Origin of the sequence: Streptomyces sp. PKU-EA00015 (assembly GCF_013387495.1) — a bacterium.
GTDB lineage: Bacteria > Actinomycetota > Actinomycetes > Streptomycetales > Streptomycetaceae > Streptomyces.
Genome location: NZ_JABZEE010000055.1, coordinates 1 through 17,767, shown reverse-complemented (window position 1 = coordinate 17,767; position 17,767 = coordinate 1). Strand labels below are relative to the sequence as shown.

Here is a 17,767-nt window from a genome sequence, read left to right as displayed (position 1 = left end):
CCTTCCCGGCCAAGGGTTATCCCCGTTCGCGGTCTCGGTTCGCCTCGGAGGCGGCCGGGCCGAGCATGCCGCGCAGCAGCTCGTCGAAACCGGTGCGCAGTTCCTCCTCGCCGGGCACCGCCCGGTGGTAGGAACCGGCCGCGCAGGAGAACATCAGGCCCTCGCACCAGGCGACCAGGGACAGCGCGTGCCGCTCCGGCTCGGGGGAGCCCGCGGCGGCCATCATCGCGTTCAGCGGTTCCCGGAAGCGGGCGCCGGCGTTGTCGTAGAACGCCCGGAGCTCCGGGCGGCGGACCGCCTCCAGGGCCAGCTCGTACCGGGCGACCAACAGCTCCCGGTGCCGGGTCAGATAGCGGTGGAGTGCGCGTGCGAGGCCGTCGAGCAGCGCCTCGCGGCCGTCGCCGGGGGCGGGCATCTCCTCCGGGGCGAGGACGGCCGCCTCACGTTCGGCCAGCCGGCGCACCGCCGTCTCCAGCAGGGCCTGCCGGGTGCGGGCGAGATTGGACGTGGAGCCCTGGGGGAGTCCCGCCGCCTCGTCGACCGCGCGGTGGGTCAGACCGCGCATCCCGCGCTCGAAGAGAAGGGCCAGCGCCGTGTCACCGATGATCCCGGCGCGCGAGCCGGCGGCCGATGGGGGCGCTCCGGGAGAGCCGGTGAGGGCGCCGGTGCCCGAGGTCCGGGACGTGTGCGGGGTGCTGCGTGCGGCCATGGCACCAAACCTACCGCGTCGACTACAGCTGTAGTACCGTGTGCCTGTCACTACAGGTGTAGTCATCGTGTCGAGGAGCAGTCATGCCCGAAGCCCGTGCAACCGCCCGTGCCGTCGTCGTCGGCAGCGGCATCGGCGGACTCACCGCGGCCGTCGCCCTCGGTCGGCGGGGCTGGCACGTCACCGTCCTGGAACGGGCCGCGTCCCTGGAGCCGGTCGGCGCCGGCATCGGACTCGCCCCCAACTCCCAGCGCGCCCTGGACGTCATCGGCCTCGGCGACGAGATCCGCGACCTCGCCGCCTGGCAGGGCGCCGGCGGCATGCGCAACCCCGCGGGCCGCTGGCTCGCCCGTACGGACGCGGCCGCCGCGGCCGAGCGGTTCGGCGGCCCCCTCGTCCTCGTCCACCGCGCCACGCTCGTCGACCGCCTCGCACGCCGCCTGCCCGAGGGGGCCGTACGCACCGGATGCCCCGGCGAACTGGCCGACCCCGGAGTCGCCGGCGGCCGCCGCGCGCGCGTCACCACGCCCGACGGCGAGATCGAGGCCGACCTCGTGATCGGGGCCGACGGCATCCACTCCGCACTGCGCCGCAGCCTGTTCCCCCGGCACCCCGGCCCCGCGTACTCCGGGTTCACCACCTGGCGTCTGGTCGTCCCCGCGCCCGACGCCCCCTTCGCGCCCCACGAGACCTGGGGGCCCGGCTCTCTGTGGGGCACCCAGCCCCTCAAGGACGGCCGGATCTACGCGTACGCCGCCGCCACCGCACCCGCCGGGGCCGCCACGGGCGACCAGAAGGCCGAACTGCTGCGCCGCTTCGGCCAGTGGCACGACCCGATCCCGGCCGTCATCGCCGCCGCCGACCCCGCCGAGGTGCTGCGCAACGACGTGCACCACATCCTCGAACCGCTGCCGGCCTTCCACCGCGGGCGCACCGCCCTCGTCGGCGACGCCGCCCACGCCATGGCCCCCACCCTCGGACAGGGCGGCAACCAGGCCATCGAGGACGCGATCGTCCTCGCCCACCACGCCCCGCCCACCGGCGACCTCGGCACCGGCCTCGCCTCCTACAGCGCCGAGCGGCTGCCGCGCACCATGGCCGTCGTCCGCAAGTCCGCCCGCGTCGCCCGGCTCATGGCGCTGTCCGGCACGCCCGCCGTCGCCGTCCGCGAGACCCTGATGTCCGCGGTCTCCCGCCTCGGCCCCGGCCTCGTACTGCGCACCTTCGACGGCATCGCCGACTGGCGACCGCCGCAGCGCACGTATGCTGCCGGAGCACAGGACGTGCACGAAGAACAGCCGGCGGCGCGCCGCTGACGCCGGTACGGCATCGAGGGAGACCCCTGTGAAGGTCGGCTGCATCGGGCTCGGTGACATCGCGCAGAAGGCGTATCTGCCGGTCCTCACCACTCTGCCCGGCGTCGAGCTGCACCTGCAGACCCGCACGCCCGCCACGCTGACCCGCGTCGCCGACGCCCACCATGTCCCCGCCCGGCGCCGCCACACCGAGCTCGACACGCTCCTCGCCGAGGGCATCGACGCCGCCTTCGTCCACGCGCCGACCTCGGCGCACGCCGAGATCGTCACACGGCTGCTCGAAGCGGGCGTGGCCACCTACGTCGACAAGCCGCTCTCCTACGAACTCGCCGAGTCCGAGCGGCTCGTCGCCCTCGCCGAGGAGCGCGGCACGAGCCTCGCCGTCGGCTTCAACCGCAGGTTCGCGCCCGGCTACGCGCAGTGCCTGGAGCACCCGCGCGAACTGATCCTCATGCAGAAGAACCGCGTCGGGCTCCCCGAGGACCCGCGCACCCTCGTGCTCGACGACTTCATCCATGTCGTGGACACCCTGCGGTTCCTGGCACCCGGGCCCGTCCAGCACACCGATGTGAGGGCCCGGATCGTCGACGGACTCATGCACCACGTCGTCCTCCAGCTGTCCGGCGACGGCTTCACCGCCATCGGCGTCATGAACCGGATGAGCGGCTCCACGGAGGAGATCCTGGAGGTCTCCGGCCAGGACTCCAAGCGCGAGGTCCGCAACCTGGCCGAGATCGTGGACCACAAGGGGCAGCCGAGCGTCAGGCGTCGCGGCGACTGGGTGCCGGTCGCCCGCCAGCGCGGGATCGAACAGGCCGTGCACGCCTTTCTCGACGCCGTCCGTGCCGGGAAGCACCTCAGCGCACAGGACGCGCTGCGGACCCATGAGCTGTGCGAACGGGTCGTACTGAGGGCCCTGGAACAGGCCGTCGGATAGCCCGCGAGCCCTCGGCCGCCGCCAGCGCGGCCAGCACGGCGAGCGCTCCGTACACCGCCCAGTCGCCGAACCGGACGTACAGCGTCGTGCCCGTCGCCCGTGGCATCTCGTACACCGCAGCGCCGCTGGTCTCCGTGGAGAGCGGGCCGCCGACCGGCTGCCCGTGCGCACCGAACACGGCGCTCACGCCGGTGAGCGTCGCGTGCACCATCGGGCGGCCGGTCTCGGCCGCCCGCAGCGCTGCCAGCGACGCGTGCTGCTCGGGTGCCCAGCTCTCCTGGAACGTCGACGTGGCGGACTGGGCCACCAGAAGCTGGGCGCCGTCCCGCACCAGGTGCCTGCTCATGTCGGGGAACGCCGACTCGAAGCAGACCAGTGGGCCCACGCGCAGGCCCGCGCCCTGGCCGGCGGGCAGGGTCATCACGACCGGCGCGGTGCCGCGGATCCTGTCCTCGCCCGCCGCCTTGCCCACCGAGGTCGCCCAGCCGAGCACCGACCGGGCCGGGACGTACTCGCCGAACGGCACCAGGCGCATCTTGTCGTAGCGGTCGCCGGTCGGACCGGTGGGTCCGACGAGCACGGAGCTCTTGTAGATGCCGGCGGGGCCCGACGCCGTCTCGCTGCGCGCGTCCACGTTCACGAGCACGGGCGCGCCGACGTCCTTGGACAGGGCGGCGAGGCGGTCCGCGAGATCGGGCTGCATGCGCAGGTCGGCGCCCACGCTGCTCTCGCCCCACACCACCAGGTCCAGCGCCTTCTCCCGGCGCGCCAGGTCACGCGTCAGCTCCTCGCCCCGGTCGAACCGGCGCTGCACGCTGTCCGCGCCCGTCACGACGCCCGGCTGGACCACCGCGATCCGCATCGGCGCCGACTCGCGGGGCTCCGGTGCCCACGCCCAGGCGGACCCCGCCGCCGTCGCGCACGCCACGACGCCCGCGACGGCGGGCGCACGGGCCCGCTCGACGGCGACGAGCAGGGCGACGGCGGTGTTCACCGCGAGGACCAGGAGGCTCACCAGCCATACGCCGCCGACCGAGGCGAGCCGCAGGGCGGGCGGCACGTCCCACTGGCTGGCACCGAGCAGGCCCCACGGTCCGCCGAGGCCTTCCCAGGACCGGACCAGCTCGATCATGAGCCAGCCCGACGGGATCACCGCGAAGGAGGCCGCGGCCCGTGCCGCGGAGGGGCTGCCGCCGGTCATGAACCGCACGAGCAGGCCCCACGGCGCCCACAGAAGCCCCAGCAGCGCGGCGAGCACCAGCAGGAAGACATGCAGGCTGGGCAGCAGCCAGTGGTGCACCGCGATCACGAACCCGATGCCGCCGAGCCAGCCCTCCACGAGCGCGCGACGGCCGGTCGGCGCGCTGCGCAGGAGCAGCAGCCACGGCACCAGGGCGACGTAGGCGAACCACCACAGCGAGGGCTCGGGCAGGGCGAGCGCGGGCAGCGCCCCGGCGACGACGGCAGCGGCCGCGCGCGACACGCGCCCTCCACGCCGGCTGTCCCGCTGCTGCCCTGCCCGGCCGCCCGGAATCCGCATACCGCGCCTCCTCACGACCAGTGTGGGCCACGGAGACGGGGGACGACAGGGCGCGGTGCAGGCCCGGGGCGGGCTGATCCCCCACCCCGCCCCTTCCCGGAACCGGGGGCGCTGCCCCCGGCCCCGCCTGTCCGTCCCCGGGGCTTCGCCCCGGATCCTCCCCCTGCGGCCTGGCGGCCGTGGGAGGTACGCCCCATCCGCGCAACCGGGACTCCGCCCCGCCGCCCTCCCCGTACGCCTCTGCGGGCGTGGGCGACCGCAGGGCCTCAGTCACCGGCGGGCTGCTTGTGGGCGACGCACCCGTTGGGGCTTCGCCCCAAGGCGCCCGCGCCGCGAACGCCGGTGAGGCTGCAAGGCAGCCCGTCCGGGGCACCCTGGATTCGCCCCGGGCCGCGACGGTCCGCTCGGGTACAGGCTCCTCCGGGGGCTGGCCCCGGTCAGCCGAAGGGGCCGTCTGGGGGAAGCGCCCGCCTCAGCCCCCCGCCGGCACACCGCCCGCGCGGCGCCACCTCTCCTCCGTCACCACCGTGCGCAGCCGCCACCCCGCGTCCCCGCGCGCCAGGGCGAAGCGGTAGCGGCCGCCCGAGACGAAGTCCTCGCCGGACGCCGGGAGCATCGGGTTGATGTAGTCGGCCCGGACCTCGGCGCTGTCACCCGGGTATCCGCCGAGGTCCTTCAGGCCGACGCGGCGGTTGACGATCAGGTGCTGGCGGACCGGGAACAGCCGCATCGTCTCCGCCAGCCAGCCGGCGACCTCGTCCGCCGTTCCCTCGATGCCGCCGGACCCCCGGTAGTCGGCGCGCCCGTCGTGGGTGAACAGGGCCCGGTAGGCGTTCCAGTCGCCGTCGTCCACGGCGACGGCGTAGCCGGTGATCAGTTCGTCGATGGCAAGGCGGTCCATCACGGTCGCGAGATCCACGCGCTGCGTCATCGGCTCAGTGTCGGGCAGTGCCGGGCAGGACGCCAGAGCCGTGCGGCGCGCGTCGTCCCTGGAGACGCCGGGCGCGACACCCCACGGCGCGTCCGCCGTCGACGAACTAGCGGCGCTTTACCGCGCGCAGGACGACGAACTTCGGGTCGCTCGCGACGACGTCGCAGTTCCCGAACAGACGCCTCAGCCGCACGTGGTAGCCCAGGTGACGGTTGCCGACGACCCACAGTTCACCGCCGGGCCGCAGCACGCGCCGCGCGTCCGCGAACATCCGGCGCGCGGCGGTGTCCGTCGTCGCCCGGTGGGAGTGGAACGGCGGGTTGTTCAGCACGAGGTCCGCCGAGCCGTCGCCCAGCGCCGAGAGACCGTCGCCGACGACGAACTCCGCCTTCCCTGCGGGCACGTTGGCGTGGAACGTCGCCTCCGCCGAGGCGACCGCCGAGAACGACTCGTCCGTGAACGTCACCAGCGCCTGTGGGGCGGCGAGCGCCGCCGCCGTACCGACGACGCCGTTGCCGCAGCCCAGGTCCACGACGTGTTCGGCACCGTGTCCGGTCGGCAGATGGCGCAGGAAGAACCGGGTGCCGATGTCGAGGCGCTCCGCGCAGAAGATGCCGGCGTGGTTGGTGACGGTGCGGCCCGCGAGCGCGCCCGTGTCGGCCGGCAGGTCGTACCGCAGGGGCCACGGGCTCGGCACCCGCGGCAGGTCCGGGTCGGGTGTGCAGAAGATCAGCCGGGCCTTCTTGGCCGCGAGGGAGGTCCGCGTCGGGCCGATGATCCGCTCGAAGAGCTTCAGCGTGGAGGTGTGGATCTCGCTCACCATGCCGGTGCCGACGACGACCGTGTCCGCGTGGACGGCGGGCGCCAGCCGGTGCAGCTGGTCCTCCAGGAGCGCGAGGCTCTTGGGTACGCGCACCAGCAGCACGTCGACGCGTTCCGGCGGGGTGTCCCTGGCCGACAGCAGCCGTACCGCGCCCGAGTCGGTCCCGGCCCGCGCGAGGTTCGCCCGGGTCGCCTGCTGCCCGAGGTAGGAGTCGGTGATCTGCACCACCGGGTGGTGGCCCGCGAGCGAGGTGACCAGCGCGCCCCAGCGGTCGCCGACGACGGCCACGGTGCCGGTCAGCGGTACGGGGGCGGCGTCGTCGATGCCGTGCAGATGCCGCAGCAGGTACTCGTCGGCGGCGTCCCAGGCACGGAGCGTGTCGCGGGGGTCCTCGGGAAAGCGGGCGAGTTCGAACGCGCCCCATGACGTGGTCAAACGGTTCATCGTGCCCTCAGGCTAGCCGAGCGCGGGGCGCCCGCCGGTCTCAGGCCGCGTAGCCCTCGTGGGCCGCGCCACCGCGCCACTCCACCAGATGCGGGTCGTCGAGGATCATGTCCGCGTCGTCGAGCCCCGCCCTGCGCAGGAACTCCACGAGGTCCTTGTCGCTGCGGGCCAGCCCCACGATCTCGCCGCGCACGGTGACACGCCGCCCGCCGCCGGGCGAGGGCGGGTGCACGACGATGGGTGCCTGCCAGGCCATGACTCCAGGGTGCGCCGGGCGGGCCGGGCGCGCAGCCCGGCGTCAGGCCGCCGGGCGCACGTCCTCGCGTGCCGCGGCGGCCCACTCCACGACGAGCGCCTCGTACTCCGGCCGCCGGTCGTCGGGAAGCTCCCCGTCGGCCCACAGGTCACGGATGCGGGCGTTCAGCTCGGTGGCGGACAGGGCGGCTTCGCGGTCGGTGCGAATGGGGGACATGGCATCAGATTACGGCCTCGCAACGGTCACCGTCCCCCACCGCAGAGTGACCGTCAGCCCGCCGACTCACCCGCTTGCGGGCTCAGCACATCCGTTCCGACCAGGATGAACAGCAGGATCCCGAGCAGGATCCGGTAGATCACGAAGGGCATGAAGCTCTTCGTAGTGATGAATTTCATGAACCACGCGATCACCGCGTAGCCCACACCGAACGCGATGAACGTGGCGAAGATCGTCGGGCCCCATGAGACATGTCCCTCACCGGCGTCCTTCAGTTCGAACAGGCCGGACGCCAGCACCGCGGGGATCGCGAGCAGGAACGAGTACCGGGCCGCCGCCTCGCGGGTGTAGCCCATCAGCAGACCGCCGCTGATGGTCGCGCCGGAGCGCGAGACGCCCGGGATCAGCGCCATCGCCTGGCACAGGCCGTAGATCAGACCGTCACGGACGCTCAGCTGCTCCAGCGTCTTGCGTTCCCGGATCACCCGGTGGCGGCCGCCGATCTCGTCGCGGGCGGCCAGCCGGTCGGCGACGCCGAGGACGATGCCCATGACGATCAGCGTCGTCGCGATCAGTCGCAGATCACGGAACGGGCCCTCGATCTGGTCCTTGAGGGTGACGCCGAGCACTCCGATCGGGATCGAGCCGACGATGACGAGCCAGCCCATCTGGGCGTCGTGGTGCCGGCGCATCGCCTTGTCGGTGAGCGAACGGAACCAGGCCGTCACGATCCGCGCGATGTCCTTGCGGAAGTAGATCAGCACTGCCGTCTCCGTGCCGATCTGGGTGATCGCGGTGAACGCCGCGCCCGGGTCGTGCCAGCCGGCGAACGCGGCCGTGAGCCGCAGATGCGCGCTGGAGGAGATCGGCAGGAACTCCGTCAGTCCCTGGACGAGTCCCAGGATGAATGATTCGAACCAAGACATTGAAAGCTACGCCACCCAAGAAATGATCACGGTCCGACCGGCACACGCACGGGCCGGCGCTGAGATATCGGTTGCCGGCCGGGACACCGGCCGGCTCATGGGCAGGCGTGTTCAATCGTCGTCATGCGGACCCTTTGCTGACTTGACTGACGGACTGTCAGGCGCCCATGGGACTGACGGCCCGTGAGACGCGCGGGTGCGCGTACGTCTCGGGCCGGCGCCGATCGTGAGGCAGCGTAGCGCCCCGAAACGACGGCACTTCGCCCAGGCCCCGTCCCGCTCCCGGTCGCGCCCGGTTCCGGGGCTCGCCCGGTCACGGAGAATTCGGTCACCGGGGCCGCAGCCGGTGCCGCTTGGTCCAGGCGACCACCGCCGCCGCCACGCCCGTCACCACGATGAACCCGGCCGCGATCAGGAACGCGGGCGAGGTCGGCGACCCCGCCCGGCTGCCCGCGATCACGTACGCCGCCGTGTTGGGGATGGACCCGAGGCCCGTGGCGAGGAGGAACGGCAGGTAGCCCATCCGCGATACCGCCGCACAGTAGTTGGCCGCGGCGAACGGCACGCCGGGGAACAGCCGGATCGCCAGCATCGACCGGAAGCCGTGCCGGCTGAGCTGCCCGTCCGCCGCCTTCAGCCAGCGTCCGCGCACCAGCGGCCGCAGCGCGTCCTGGCCCAGCAACCGGCCGAGCGTGAACGCGATGCCCGCGCCCAGCACCGTGCCGCCGATCGCCGCGACGAGCCCGGCCTGCGAACCGAAGAGGGCTCCCGCCGCCAGATTGAGGATCGGCCGTGGCACGAAAGCCGCCGTGCACACCCCGTACCCCACGCCGAACAGCACCACCGCCGCGGCCCCGCTCAGCTGGGGCGGCCAGCCCGCCGAGAGCAGCCGCTGCGGCTCGTAGAGCAGCACCGCCGACGCGGCGGACGCGAGCAGGACGAGGAGCAGCGACAGCCGCGACCACGGCGAGAACAGGGCCTTGGTGCAGCGGACGGCGAGACCGGATGCCGGCCGGGGGACGGGGTCGAGCATCCGGGGAGACTAACCGACGAACATGTCCGAACGCCGTAGCGCGGCACACATCGTCCCGCCGGGCGCCACCGCGCCGGCCGGCCGTCCCGGGGGCGGCCGGGCCGTGCGGTCCCGTCCAACTGCGGCCCCGGGAAAACCATTCGACGCGGCGGGTGCCCTGCACGATCATCGACGACATGGTCCGGTACGCCTTCCCCGCAGCGCCGTCCGCAGTCGCGGACGCGCCGAAGGCTGCCGCTTTCCCGGCTGCCGCGGTCGTGGCAGCAGCCGCATCCCACGCCGCCGCAGTCGCGGCCGACGTCGCCGTGGCTCCCGGCGGCGCCCGAAGCTGACCCTTCCCGGATCGTCCGGCGGACCCCGCAGGGGGAGGGTCGGCGAGGTCCAGGGGTCCTGATCACGCTTCGAGTTCCGGGAAGGAACGAACCCAGTCATGCCCAAGACGGCATACGTGCGCACCAAGCCGCACCTCAACATCGGGACCATGGGCCATGTCGACCACGGCAAGACCACCCTGACCGCCGCCATCACCAAGGTGCTCAGCGAGCGCTCCGGCGGCGGCACGTCGTACGTCTCCTTCGACCGCATCGACCGGGCGCCGGAGGAGGCCGCGCGGGGCATCACGATCAACATCGCGCACGTCGAGTACGAGACGGACACCCGGCACTACGCCCACGTCGACATGCCGGGCCACGCCGACTACGTCAAGAACATGGTCACCGGGGCGGCCCAGCTCGACGGCGCCATCCTCGTCGTCTCGGCCCTCGACGGCGTCATGCCGCAGACCGCCGAGCATGTGCTCCTCGCCCGCCAGGTGGGCGTCGACCACATCGTCGTCGCGCTCAACAAGGCGGACGCCGGTGACGACGAGCTCACCGACCTCGTGGAGCTGGAGGTCCGCGACCTCCTCACCGTCCACGGTTACGGCGGCGACGCGGCGCCCGTCGTCCGCGTGTCCGGACTCGGGGCGCTGCAGGGCGACCCTCGCTGGACGGCCGCCGTCGAGGCGCTGCTCGACGCCGTCGACACCTATGTGCCGATGCCGGTCAGGTACACGGACGCGCCGTTCCTGCTGCCGGTGGAGAACGTCCTCACCATCACCGGACGCGGCACGGTCGTCACGGGAGCCGTCGAGCGCGGCACCGTACGCATGGGGGACCGGGTGCAGATCCTCGGGGCGACTGCGTCATGGCAAGAGGGCGGCACCGTCGTCACGGGGCTGGAGACCTTCGGCAAGCCGATGGAGTCGGCCGAGGCCGGCGACAACGTCGCGCTGCTGCTGCGCGGGGTGCCGCGCGACGCGGTGCGCCGCGGCCATGTGGTCGCGGCGCCGGGCAGTGTCGTGCCCAGCCGCCGCTTCACCGCGCAGGTCTACGTCCTGTCGGCGCGCGAGGGCGGCCGCAGCACGCCGGTGGCCACCGGGTACCGGCCGCAGTTCTACATCCGTACCGCGGACGTCGTCGGGGACGTCGACCTCGGCGCGGGCGGGGTCGCCCGTCCCGGTGAGACGGTCACCATGACCGTCGAACTGGGCCGGGAGGTGCCCCTGGAGTCCGGCCTCGGCTTCGCGATCCGCGAGGGCGGCCGCACGGTCGGGGCCGGGACCGTGACCGCGGTCGGGTGACCGCGGGCCGGGGTGGTCCTCCGCAAGGGGGCCGCCCCGGTCCGCCCGGCACAATGGAGCGGTGAACGAGCAGATCCCCGTCCTGCGCGACGTCGACGGCGGCACCGCCAAGCTCATGCCCGACGTCGACCGGGACCGGGCCTGGCTGCTGACCGTCGACGACGCGCCCCAGTCGTACGTCGACCTCGACGAGCCGACGCACCTCGAGTTCGAGTACGCGCGCCGGCTCGCCCATGTCGTCGACCGTGCGACGGACGGTGCCGCGGCACCGTCCGTCGTGCACCTCGGCGGCGGCGCGCTCGCCCTGCCGCGCCGGATGGCGGCGGTCCGGCCGGACGCCCGCCAGCACGTGGTGGAGGCCGACCGGGGCCTCGTCGCGCTCGTCGCCGAACACCTGCCCCTGCCGCCCGGCAGCGGGATCACGGTCCACGCCGCGGACGCGCGGACCTGGCTGGAGGAGGCGCCGGCAGGCAGCGCCGACGTGGTGATCGGCGACGTGTTCGGCGGCTCGCGCGTCCCCGCGCATCTGACGTCCCTGGAGTACGCCCGGGCCGTGGAGCGGGTGCTGCGCGCGGACGGCACGTACGCGGCGAACCTGGCTGACGGTGCGCCCTTCGCCTTCCTGCGCTCCCAACTCGCCACATACGCGGAGGTGTTCACGGAGCTGGCACTGATCGCGGAACCAGCTGTGCTGCGGGGCCGCCGCTTCGGCAACGCGGTGCTCGTCGCCTCCCACGAGCCGATCGACGTCGCCCGCCTCACCCGCCTGGTCGCGGCCGACGCGTTCCCGGCCCGCGTCGAGTACGGCGAGGCCCTGGCGCGTTTCACCGGGGACGCACGCCCGGTCCACGACACGGACGCGGTCGCCTCGCCTCCGCCGCCCGACGGCGCGTTCAGCGTGGGCTGAACCCGCCTGCTGCCGGAGCCCGCGGCGGCCCGGCCGTGACGGGCGCTGCCGTCACGGCCGGGGAAGGAGTCAGGAGTCCGACTCCGTCGGCTCGACCAGACGCACGGTGCTGAGGATCTTCTGGATGGTCGCGTTGTCGACCTCGTCCTTGACGCCGGTGTTGGCGTAGAGCACCCAGCTCTTGAAGTCACCCTTGGTGTTCTTGAAGGAGAAGGCGATCGACTTGCCGTCGGTCTCGCACTTGTTCTCCTTCTTCACTCCCAGCGCCGTGGCCGTGGCCACGCTGCCCTTCAGACCGGACGTGGTCGTGTAGTCCTTGGCCTTGGTGATCTTGACCGTGCCCTTGGGCTCGGTCTGCGCGTAGCCGGCCCACACCCAGTTGCCGGCCTCGTTGTAGGCGGCCTCGGCAGCGGTCTTGGCGCCCTTGCCGCCCTTGGTGCCGACGGTGCTCAGGCCCCACGTCTCGAGGCTGCCGTCCTTGTCGGTGTCGAACTCGCACCACTTGCTCTTGTAGTGAGCAGGAGCGCCCATCACCACCGCGGGCGAACCGTCGCCCTTCTTCTCGTCCTCGAAGAAGGTGCTCACGCCCGAGCCCGCCACCTCCCACTCGGGCGGGACGTCGAACTGGGTGCCGTGCTTGGGGTTGGTGACGACCTTCCAGCCCGCGATGGTGGGCTTGGCGTCACTGCCGTCGCGCGGGTTGTCCACCGACGGCGACGGCGTCGGCTCCGACGAGGTGTCGCCGCCGGGCGTCTTGGAGGCCGTGGTGCCGCCGCCCTTGTCGGACGTGCCCTGGTCGTCGTCCTTCAGCACGACGAAGCCGGTGACCGCGGCGGCCACGACCACGGCGGTCGCGGCGACGACGGCGACGATCGTCGTCTTCTTCTTGTCGTCCTGCGGCGGCATGGGCGCACCCGGCATCTGGCCGGGCACGGCGTACTGCGGCGCGGTCGGCTGCTGGTACGGGTTCGGCTGCTGGTACCCCGGCTGCTGATAGGGGTTCGGCTGCTGGTACCCCGGCTGCTGGTACGGGTTCTGGTCCTGCGGGTTCTGCTCGCCCCCGGGCGGCTGCTGTCCTGGCCACATGGCGAGTAACCATAGAGGGGCCGCGACGGCGGATCCACGTCCGCCCCCGGGCCGGCGCCCCGCAGGGGATGGCCAAGCGCCCCTACTCGTGGGTAACATCCGGCCCATGAGCGCAGACCAGACATCCATCGGCGAGATGCTCGCCGCCACCGTTCCCATGGTCCGGACCCTCAACCTCGAGTTCCTGGAGACGACCGCGGAGCGGGCGGTCCTGCGGATGCCGGACCAGGCCGACTTCCACAACCACGTCGGCGGTCCGCACGCCGGTGCCATGTTCACGCTTGCCGAGTCCGCGAGCGGCGCGATCGTCCTCAGCGCCTTCGGCGACCAGCTGAGCCGTGCCGTGCCCCTCGCGGTCAAGGCGGAGATCGGGTACAAGAAGCTCGCCATGGGCGTCGTCACGGCCACCGCCACACTCGCCCGCCCGGTGGCGGACGTCGTCAAGGAGCTCGACGCCGGAGAGCGCCCCGAGTTCCCGGTGCACATCAGCATCCAGCGCGAGGACGGCGCCGTCACCGGCGAAATGACCATCGTCTGGACCCTGCGCCCCAGCAGCTGACGCCGTCGCACCGGGTAGGCTGCCCCGGCGTGCGCCGACGGGGGTGCACGCCGGGCAGCGGCCCGGTGGTACGGAAGGAACCGGCGTTGCACGTCCAGGAGTGGCTCGAGACCATCCCTCCGCTCAGCATCTACCTCCTGGTGGGTGTGGTCATCGGACTCGAAAGCCTCGGCATCCCGTTGCCGGGGGAGATCGTCCTCGTCAGCTCGGCGCTGCTCGCGTCCCAGCACGGCGAGATCAACCCCTACGTCCTCGGCGCCTGCGCCACCGCCGGCGCCATCATCGGGGACTCCATCGGATACGCCATCGGCCGCAAGGGCGGCCGGCCGCTGCTGGCCTGGCTCGGTGGAAAGTTCCCCAAGCACTGCGGCGAAGCCCAGATCGCGATGGCGGAGCGCTCGTTCGAGAAGTGGGGCATGTGGGCCGTCTTCTTCGGCCGCTTCGTCGCCCTGCTGCGCATCTTCGCCGGACCGCTGGCCGGCGTGCTGCGCATGCCGTACTGGAAGTTCCTGATCGCCAACGTCTTCGGCGGCATCCTCTGGGCGGGCGGCACGACGGCCGTCGTCTACTCGGTCGGCGTGGTCGCCGAGGCGTGGCTGAAGCGGTTCTCCTGGCTGGGCCTGGTTCTCGCGGTGCTGATCGGCGTCACGTCGATGCTCGTTCTGAAGAACCGCGCCAAGAAGGCCGCGGCCGAGGCGCCCGCGGTCCGCGAGCCGGAGCCCGTTCCCGCCGCCGACTGACGACGCGACGAGTACACTGCCGTGAGCCCCGGCCCCGCTCCCCGTCGAGGGGCGGGGCCGCGCGGTTCAACCGCCCCCACGCGCGGCCACCTTCCGTGCGCCGTACCGGGCCCGGCGGTCACCCGCCGTGTGCCGCGCGGTGCTCCTTCGCCAGGTCCACGTACACCGCCGCGTTCACCTTGATGCCCTCGCGCTCCTCGTCCGTCAGCTCCCGGCGGACCTTCGCAGGGACGCCCGCGACCAGCGAACCCGGCGGCACCCGCATGCCCTGCGGAACCAGAGCCTGGGCCGCGATCAGCGAACCCGCCCCGATGTGCGCGCCGTTCAGGACCGTCGCACCCATGCCGACCAGGACGTCGTCCTCCACCGTGCAGCCGTGCAGCACCGCGTTGTGGCCGACCGACACCCGCTCGCCCACGGTCACCGGGAAACCGGGGTCGACGTGGACGGTGCAGTTGTCCTGGATGTTGCTCTGCGCGCCGATCACGATCGGACCGCCGTCCCCGCGCAGCACGCTCTGGTACCAGACGCTCGCACCGGCGGCCAGCGTCACCTCGCCCATGACCACCGACGTGGGCGCGGTGAAGGCGTCCGGGTCGACGTTCGGTTCCTTGCCACCCACACCCGCGATCAGTGCCCGCTCCGCCATGCCGTCTCTCCTCGGTGATCCGTGCCGCGCCTGCTTGCACCGTAAGCGACCTCGCTGCGGGCCGAACGGCCAGGGTGCACCGACCCGGTTGGGGCGAACGTCACAGCACGGTGCGCGGATCGGGCCACAGGCGGCCGACTACCGTGTGCGGGTGCCGAAGAACAGAAACACGTTCTCATCGCTGACCGCCTGGCGGCGGCGTGTTCTCGCGCGTGCCGTCCACCGCGGCTGGCGCTGGGTGCAGGAGGCGGGTTCCGTCACCGCCGAACACCCCGGCCGGCTGCGCTTCAGGCGGCTGGGCCACGGCACCCGGCTGGCCTTCCCGCAGGGGACCGTCTTCGGTGAGGGCTGGATCGAACTGGGCGACCACTGCATCATCGCCGAGCAGGTCACGCTCACGGCCGGCATGATGCCGGACCTGGACCTCGGCCCCGACCCGGTCCTGACCCTCGGCGACGGCGTCGTCCTCGGACGCGGCAGCCACGTCATCGCCGACACGCGCGTCACCATCGGCTCGGACACCTACTGCGGGCCGTACGTCTACATCACGTCGACCAACCACAGTTACGACGACCCCGGACAGCCGGTCGGCAAGCAGTGGCCGCGCACGGAGCCGGTCGAGATCGGACGGGGCTGCTGGCTGGGCACGGGCGCCGTGATCCTGCCCGGCGCCCGGCTCGGCCGCAACGTCGTGGTCGCCGCGGGCGCGGTCGTACGGGGGGAGGTGCCCGACCACGCGGTGGTGGCGGGGGCGCCCGCACGCGTCGTGCGCCGCTGGGACCCGGTGGACGGCTGGCAGCCGCCGCTGCGGACGCCCGCCCCCGTGCCGATCCCGGAAGGCGTCACGCCCGAGCAACTGCTCGCGCTCGCCGAGTTGGAGGAAGGCTGACAGGCACGTCCCCCGGCCATGCACACCGGGGGTGATCAGCCCGTCGCCAGAAGCACCGTGCCGACGAGGGCGAGTCCCGCGCCCGCCGCCTGCACCGCGCGCAGCCGTTCCTTGAGTACGGCCAGCGCGGCGAGCACGGTCACCACCGGATAGAGGTTGGCCAGGACGGCCGCGACCGTGACGGGCCCCGTCTGCGCCGCGACGGAGTACGTGCCGTTCGCCGCCACGTCGGCCAGCCCCACGAACGCGAGCGCCGGGAGCGACGCCAGGACGACGCGCATGCCGCCGTCCTCGGGAAGCGCCCGCCCGCCGCGCCTGACCGAGACGTACAGCGCGGCGCCGCCCACCGCCACGTTGGTCACCCGCTGCACGAACAGGGCGAGGAAGAGGCCGGTGACCGTGGTGGACGCCTCGGCGATCAGCGCCATGACGGCGCCGAAGCCGAACGCCGCCGTCAGGGTCAGCAGGACCGCCTGCCGCTGCACCGGTGCGCCGCGAAGTTCAGGTCCGCCCGCGAGGACGATGCCGACGACGGCCACGCCGATGCCCGCGAACTGCAGCAGGCCCGGCCGCTCGCCCAGCACGAGGCCGACGCCCACGGGCACGGCCACACCCAGGGAGCCCAGCGGCGACACGACGCCCATCGGTCCGAGGGCCAGCGCCTTGTAGAACGAGAGCATCGCGACCGGCCCGACCACGCCCGCCGCGGCCGCGTACCACAGCCGCGGTCCGGCCTCGGCGAAGCCGCCGGTGGCCACCACGATCGCGCCGAGCACCACGACTGCGACCGACTGCGAGGCGACCACGACGGTCAGAGCCGGCATCCGTCGGGTGAGCACTCCGCCGCCGAAGTCGGCCAGCCCCCACAGGAGGCTGGTGGCCAGGGCGAACAGTGCGGTCATGACAGCCTCGCAGTACAGTGCGGTGAACGATGGGGTGCACCACACGGTAGTTCATTCCATTGAACTCCACTATTGAAAATATTGGACGGAACGTGTCGGATCTCGACCAGCTCACGCAGTCGCTCGCCCGCAACCTCAAGCACTGGCGCGGTGAGCGGGGATTCACCCTGGACGCCCTCGCCGCCCGCTCCGGCGTGAGCCGGGGCATGATCATCCAGATCGAGCAGGCGCGCACCAACCCCAGCATCGGCACCACGGTGAAGCTCGCCGACGCCCTCGGCGTCAGCATCACCACGCTCCTCGACTACGGGCAGGGCCCCCAGGTGCGGATCGTCCCGCCCGAGCAGGCCGTACGCATGTGGTCCACCCCGGCGGGCAGTTCCACCACCCTGCTGGTCGGCAACGAACGCGGCGGCCCGCTCGAACTGTGGGCCTGGCGGCTGGTGCCCGGCGACGAAAGCGTCTCCGACCCCCACCCCGAGGGCACCACCGAACTGCTGCACGTCACCGCCGGCGAGCTCACCCTCGTCGTCGACGGACGGCCCCACGCCGTGCCGGCGGGCACCTCCGCCAGTTTCGACGCGAACGTCCCGCACGCCTACCGCAACGACGGCGACGAGACCGTCGAACTGACCATGGCCGTCTCCGTGCCGCCTGTGCGCTGAGACACCCGGACACGTCCCCGCGGTGCGCTGTTAGCGTGCGGTACATGCGCGCACCCATCGGAAACTTCGACAACGCCAGGCCCGCCCCCGACTGCCTCGACGAGCTCACCGCACCGGTCGCCCAGGCCGTGCGCGCCTGGCACGGGGACGTCCCCGCCGACCAGCTGATCTACGTCGACACCGACCCCGAGATCGCCGACACCGCCGTGTTCGCGAAGCACTACGGCCAGGAGCTGCTGGACGAGTCGGCCAACTGCGTCATCGTCGCGGGCAAGCGCTCGGGCGAGACCACCCTCGCCGGCTGTGTCGTCCTCTCCGCCACCCGCGTCGACGTCAACGGCGCCGTGCGCAAGCAACTGGGCGCCCGCAAGGCCTCGTTCGCGTCCATGGACACGGCGACCGGCGAGAGCGGCATGGAGTACGGCGGGATCACCCCCATCGGCCTGCCCGGCGACTGGCCGCTGCTGGTGGACTCCCGGGTCGTCGACACCGAATGGGTCCTCATCGGCAGCGGCCGCCGCCGCGGCAAGCTGATCGTTCCGGGCAAGGCACTGGCCGCACTGCCGGGCGCGGTGGTCATCGAAGGGCTCGGGATCTAGGTGTATTGAGCACGAGCGT

At 72.9% G+C, this 17,767-nt stretch carries 20 protein-coding genes; 9 read left to right on the top strand and 11 right to left on the bottom strand.

What is annotated here, in order from left to right:
• Window positions 1–16 precede the first annotated feature (16 nt).
• Complete coding sequence (locus HW130_RS29735; RefSeq protein WP_177152856.1) at window positions 17–709, bottom strand: TetR/AcrR family transcriptional regulator; 693 nt, start codon at window positions 707–709, stop codon at window positions 17–19.
• An 83-nt stretch (window positions 710–792) separates the two neighbouring features.
• Between HW130_RS29735 and HW130_RS29730 the strand changes: the two genes are divergently transcribed.
• Together HW130_RS29730 and HW130_RS29725 are read left to right on the top strand one after the other, a co-directional pair.
• The gene (locus HW130_RS29730) at window positions 793–2,025 is read left to right on the top strand and encodes an NAD(P)/FAD-dependent oxidoreductase (RefSeq protein WP_177152855.1); all 1,233 of its coding nucleotides are present in this window, start codon (window positions 793–795) and stop codon (window positions 2,023–2,025) included.
• Window positions 2,026–2,053: 28 nt separating this feature from the next.
• Window positions 2,054–2,962, top strand: a complete 909-nt coding sequence (locus HW130_RS29725) for a Gfo/Idh/MocA family protein (RefSeq protein WP_177152854.1) — start codon at window positions 2,054–2,056, stop codon at window positions 2,960–2,962.
• On the opposite strand, the gene lnt is transcribed toward HW130_RS29725, so the two are convergent.
• The 7 genes from lnt to HW130_RS29690 form a co-directional block, all read right to left on the bottom strand.
• Window positions 2,883–4,502: an apolipoprotein N-acyltransferase gene (lnt, locus tag HW130_RS29720; RefSeq protein WP_177152853.1), complete on the bottom strand. Its 1,620-nt coding sequence runs from the start codon at window positions 4,500–4,502 to the stop codon at window positions 2,883–2,885. The two genes, HW130_RS29725 and lnt, sit on opposite strands and share 80 nt — an antisense overlap.
• 472 nt (window positions 4,503–4,974) lie before the next feature.
• Window positions 4,975–5,433, bottom strand: a complete 459-nt coding sequence (locus tag HW130_RS29715; protein WP_177152852.1) for a nuclear transport factor 2 family protein — start codon at window positions 5,431–5,433, stop codon at window positions 4,975–4,977.
• Between the two features lie 106 nt (window positions 5,434–5,539).
• Window positions 5,540–6,700 (bottom strand): methyltransferase, encoded by a 1,161-nt coding sequence (locus tag HW130_RS29710; RefSeq protein ID WP_177152851.1) that lies wholly within the window; start codon window positions 6,698–6,700, stop codon window positions 5,540–5,542.
• Between the two features lie 40 nt (window positions 6,701–6,740).
• Window positions 6,741–6,956 (bottom strand): hypothetical protein, encoded by a 216-nt coding sequence (locus HW130_RS29705; RefSeq protein ID WP_177152850.1) that lies wholly within the window; start codon window positions 6,954–6,956, stop codon window positions 6,741–6,743.
• A 42-nt stretch (window positions 6,957–6,998) separates the two neighbouring features.
• Window positions 6,999–7,172 (bottom strand): hypothetical protein, encoded by a 174-nt coding sequence (locus HW130_RS29700; protein WP_177152849.1) that lies wholly within the window; start codon window positions 7,170–7,172, stop codon window positions 6,999–7,001.
• A 53-nt stretch (window positions 7,173–7,225) separates the two neighbouring features.
• Window positions 7,226–8,098 (bottom strand): undecaprenyl-diphosphate phosphatase, encoded by an 873-nt coding sequence (locus HW130_RS29695; RefSeq protein WP_177152848.1) that lies wholly within the window; start codon window positions 8,096–8,098, stop codon window positions 7,226–7,228.
• A gap of 328 nt (window positions 8,099–8,426) precedes the next feature.
• Window positions 8,427–9,131: a TVP38/TMEM64 family protein gene (locus tag HW130_RS29690; RefSeq protein WP_177152847.1), complete on the bottom strand. Its 705-nt coding sequence runs from the start codon at window positions 9,129–9,131 to the stop codon at window positions 8,427–8,429.
• A 430-nt stretch (window positions 9,132–9,561) separates the two neighbouring features.
• Here HW130_RS29690 and tuf point away from each other — a divergent pair, with 430 nt between their 5' ends.
• Complete coding sequence (gene tuf / locus HW130_RS29685; RefSeq protein WP_177152846.1) at window positions 9,562–10,752, top strand: elongation factor Tu; 1,191 nt, start codon at window positions 9,562–9,564, stop codon at window positions 10,750–10,752.
• 61 nt (window positions 10,753–10,813) lie between these two features.
• A complete protein-coding gene (locus HW130_RS29680) occupies window positions 10,814–11,659 on the top strand; it encodes a spermidine synthase (protein ID WP_177152845.1) in 846 nt (281 codons plus the stop codon).
• A gap of 69 nt (window positions 11,660–11,728) precedes the next feature.
• On the opposite strand, the gene HW130_RS29675 is transcribed toward HW130_RS29680, so the two are convergent.
• Complete coding sequence (locus tag HW130_RS29675) at window positions 11,729–12,745, bottom strand: hypothetical protein (RefSeq protein ID WP_177152844.1); 1,017 nt, start codon at window positions 12,743–12,745, stop codon at window positions 11,729–11,731.
• 106 nt (window positions 12,746–12,851) lie between these two features.
• On the opposite strand from HW130_RS29675, the gene HW130_RS29670 reads away from it, so the two are divergent.
• Window positions 12,852–13,304 (top strand): DUF4442 domain-containing protein, encoded by a 453-nt coding sequence (locus HW130_RS29670; protein ID WP_177152843.1) that lies wholly within the window; start codon window positions 12,852–12,854, stop codon window positions 13,302–13,304.
• 86 nt (window positions 13,305–13,390) lie between these two features.
• The gene (locus HW130_RS29665) at window positions 13,391–14,044 is read left to right on the top strand and encodes a DedA family protein (protein ID WP_177152842.1); all 654 of its coding nucleotides are present in this window, start codon (window positions 13,391–13,393) and stop codon (window positions 14,042–14,044) included.
• A 118-nt stretch (window positions 14,045–14,162) separates the two neighbouring features.
• Here HW130_RS29665 and HW130_RS29660 read toward each other — a convergent pair whose 3' ends face one another.
• Complete coding sequence (locus HW130_RS29660; RefSeq protein ID WP_177152841.1) at window positions 14,163–14,693, bottom strand: gamma carbonic anhydrase family protein; 531 nt, start codon at window positions 14,691–14,693, stop codon at window positions 14,163–14,165.
• A gap of 151 nt (window positions 14,694–14,844) precedes the next feature.
• On the opposite strand from HW130_RS29660, the gene HW130_RS29655 reads away from it, so the two are divergent.
• Window positions 14,845–15,582: an acyltransferase gene (locus HW130_RS29655; protein ID WP_177152840.1), complete on the top strand. Its 738-nt coding sequence runs from the start codon at window positions 14,845–14,847 to the stop codon at window positions 15,580–15,582.
• 35 nt (window positions 15,583–15,617) lie between these two features.
• On the opposite strand, the gene HW130_RS29650 is transcribed toward HW130_RS29655, so the two are convergent.
• Complete coding sequence (locus tag HW130_RS29650) at window positions 15,618–16,484, bottom strand: DMT family transporter (RefSeq protein ID WP_177152839.1); 867 nt, start codon at window positions 16,482–16,484, stop codon at window positions 15,618–15,620.
• A 92-nt stretch (window positions 16,485–16,576) separates the two neighbouring features.
• Here HW130_RS29650 and HW130_RS29645 point away from each other — a divergent pair, with 92 nt between their 5' ends.
• Both HW130_RS29645 and HW130_RS29640 read left to right on the top strand, forming a co-directional pair.
• Window positions 16,577–17,149, top strand: coding sequence for a helix-turn-helix domain-containing protein (locus HW130_RS29645; protein ID WP_177152838.1), 573 nt, complete (start codon window positions 16,577–16,579; stop codon window positions 17,147–17,149).
• Between the two features lie 44 nt (window positions 17,150–17,193).
• Window positions 17,194–17,748, top strand: a complete 555-nt coding sequence (locus tag HW130_RS29640) for a YbaK/EbsC family protein (RefSeq protein ID WP_177152837.1) — start codon at window positions 17,194–17,196, stop codon at window positions 17,746–17,748.
• Window positions 17,749–17,767 lie beyond the last annotated feature (19 nt).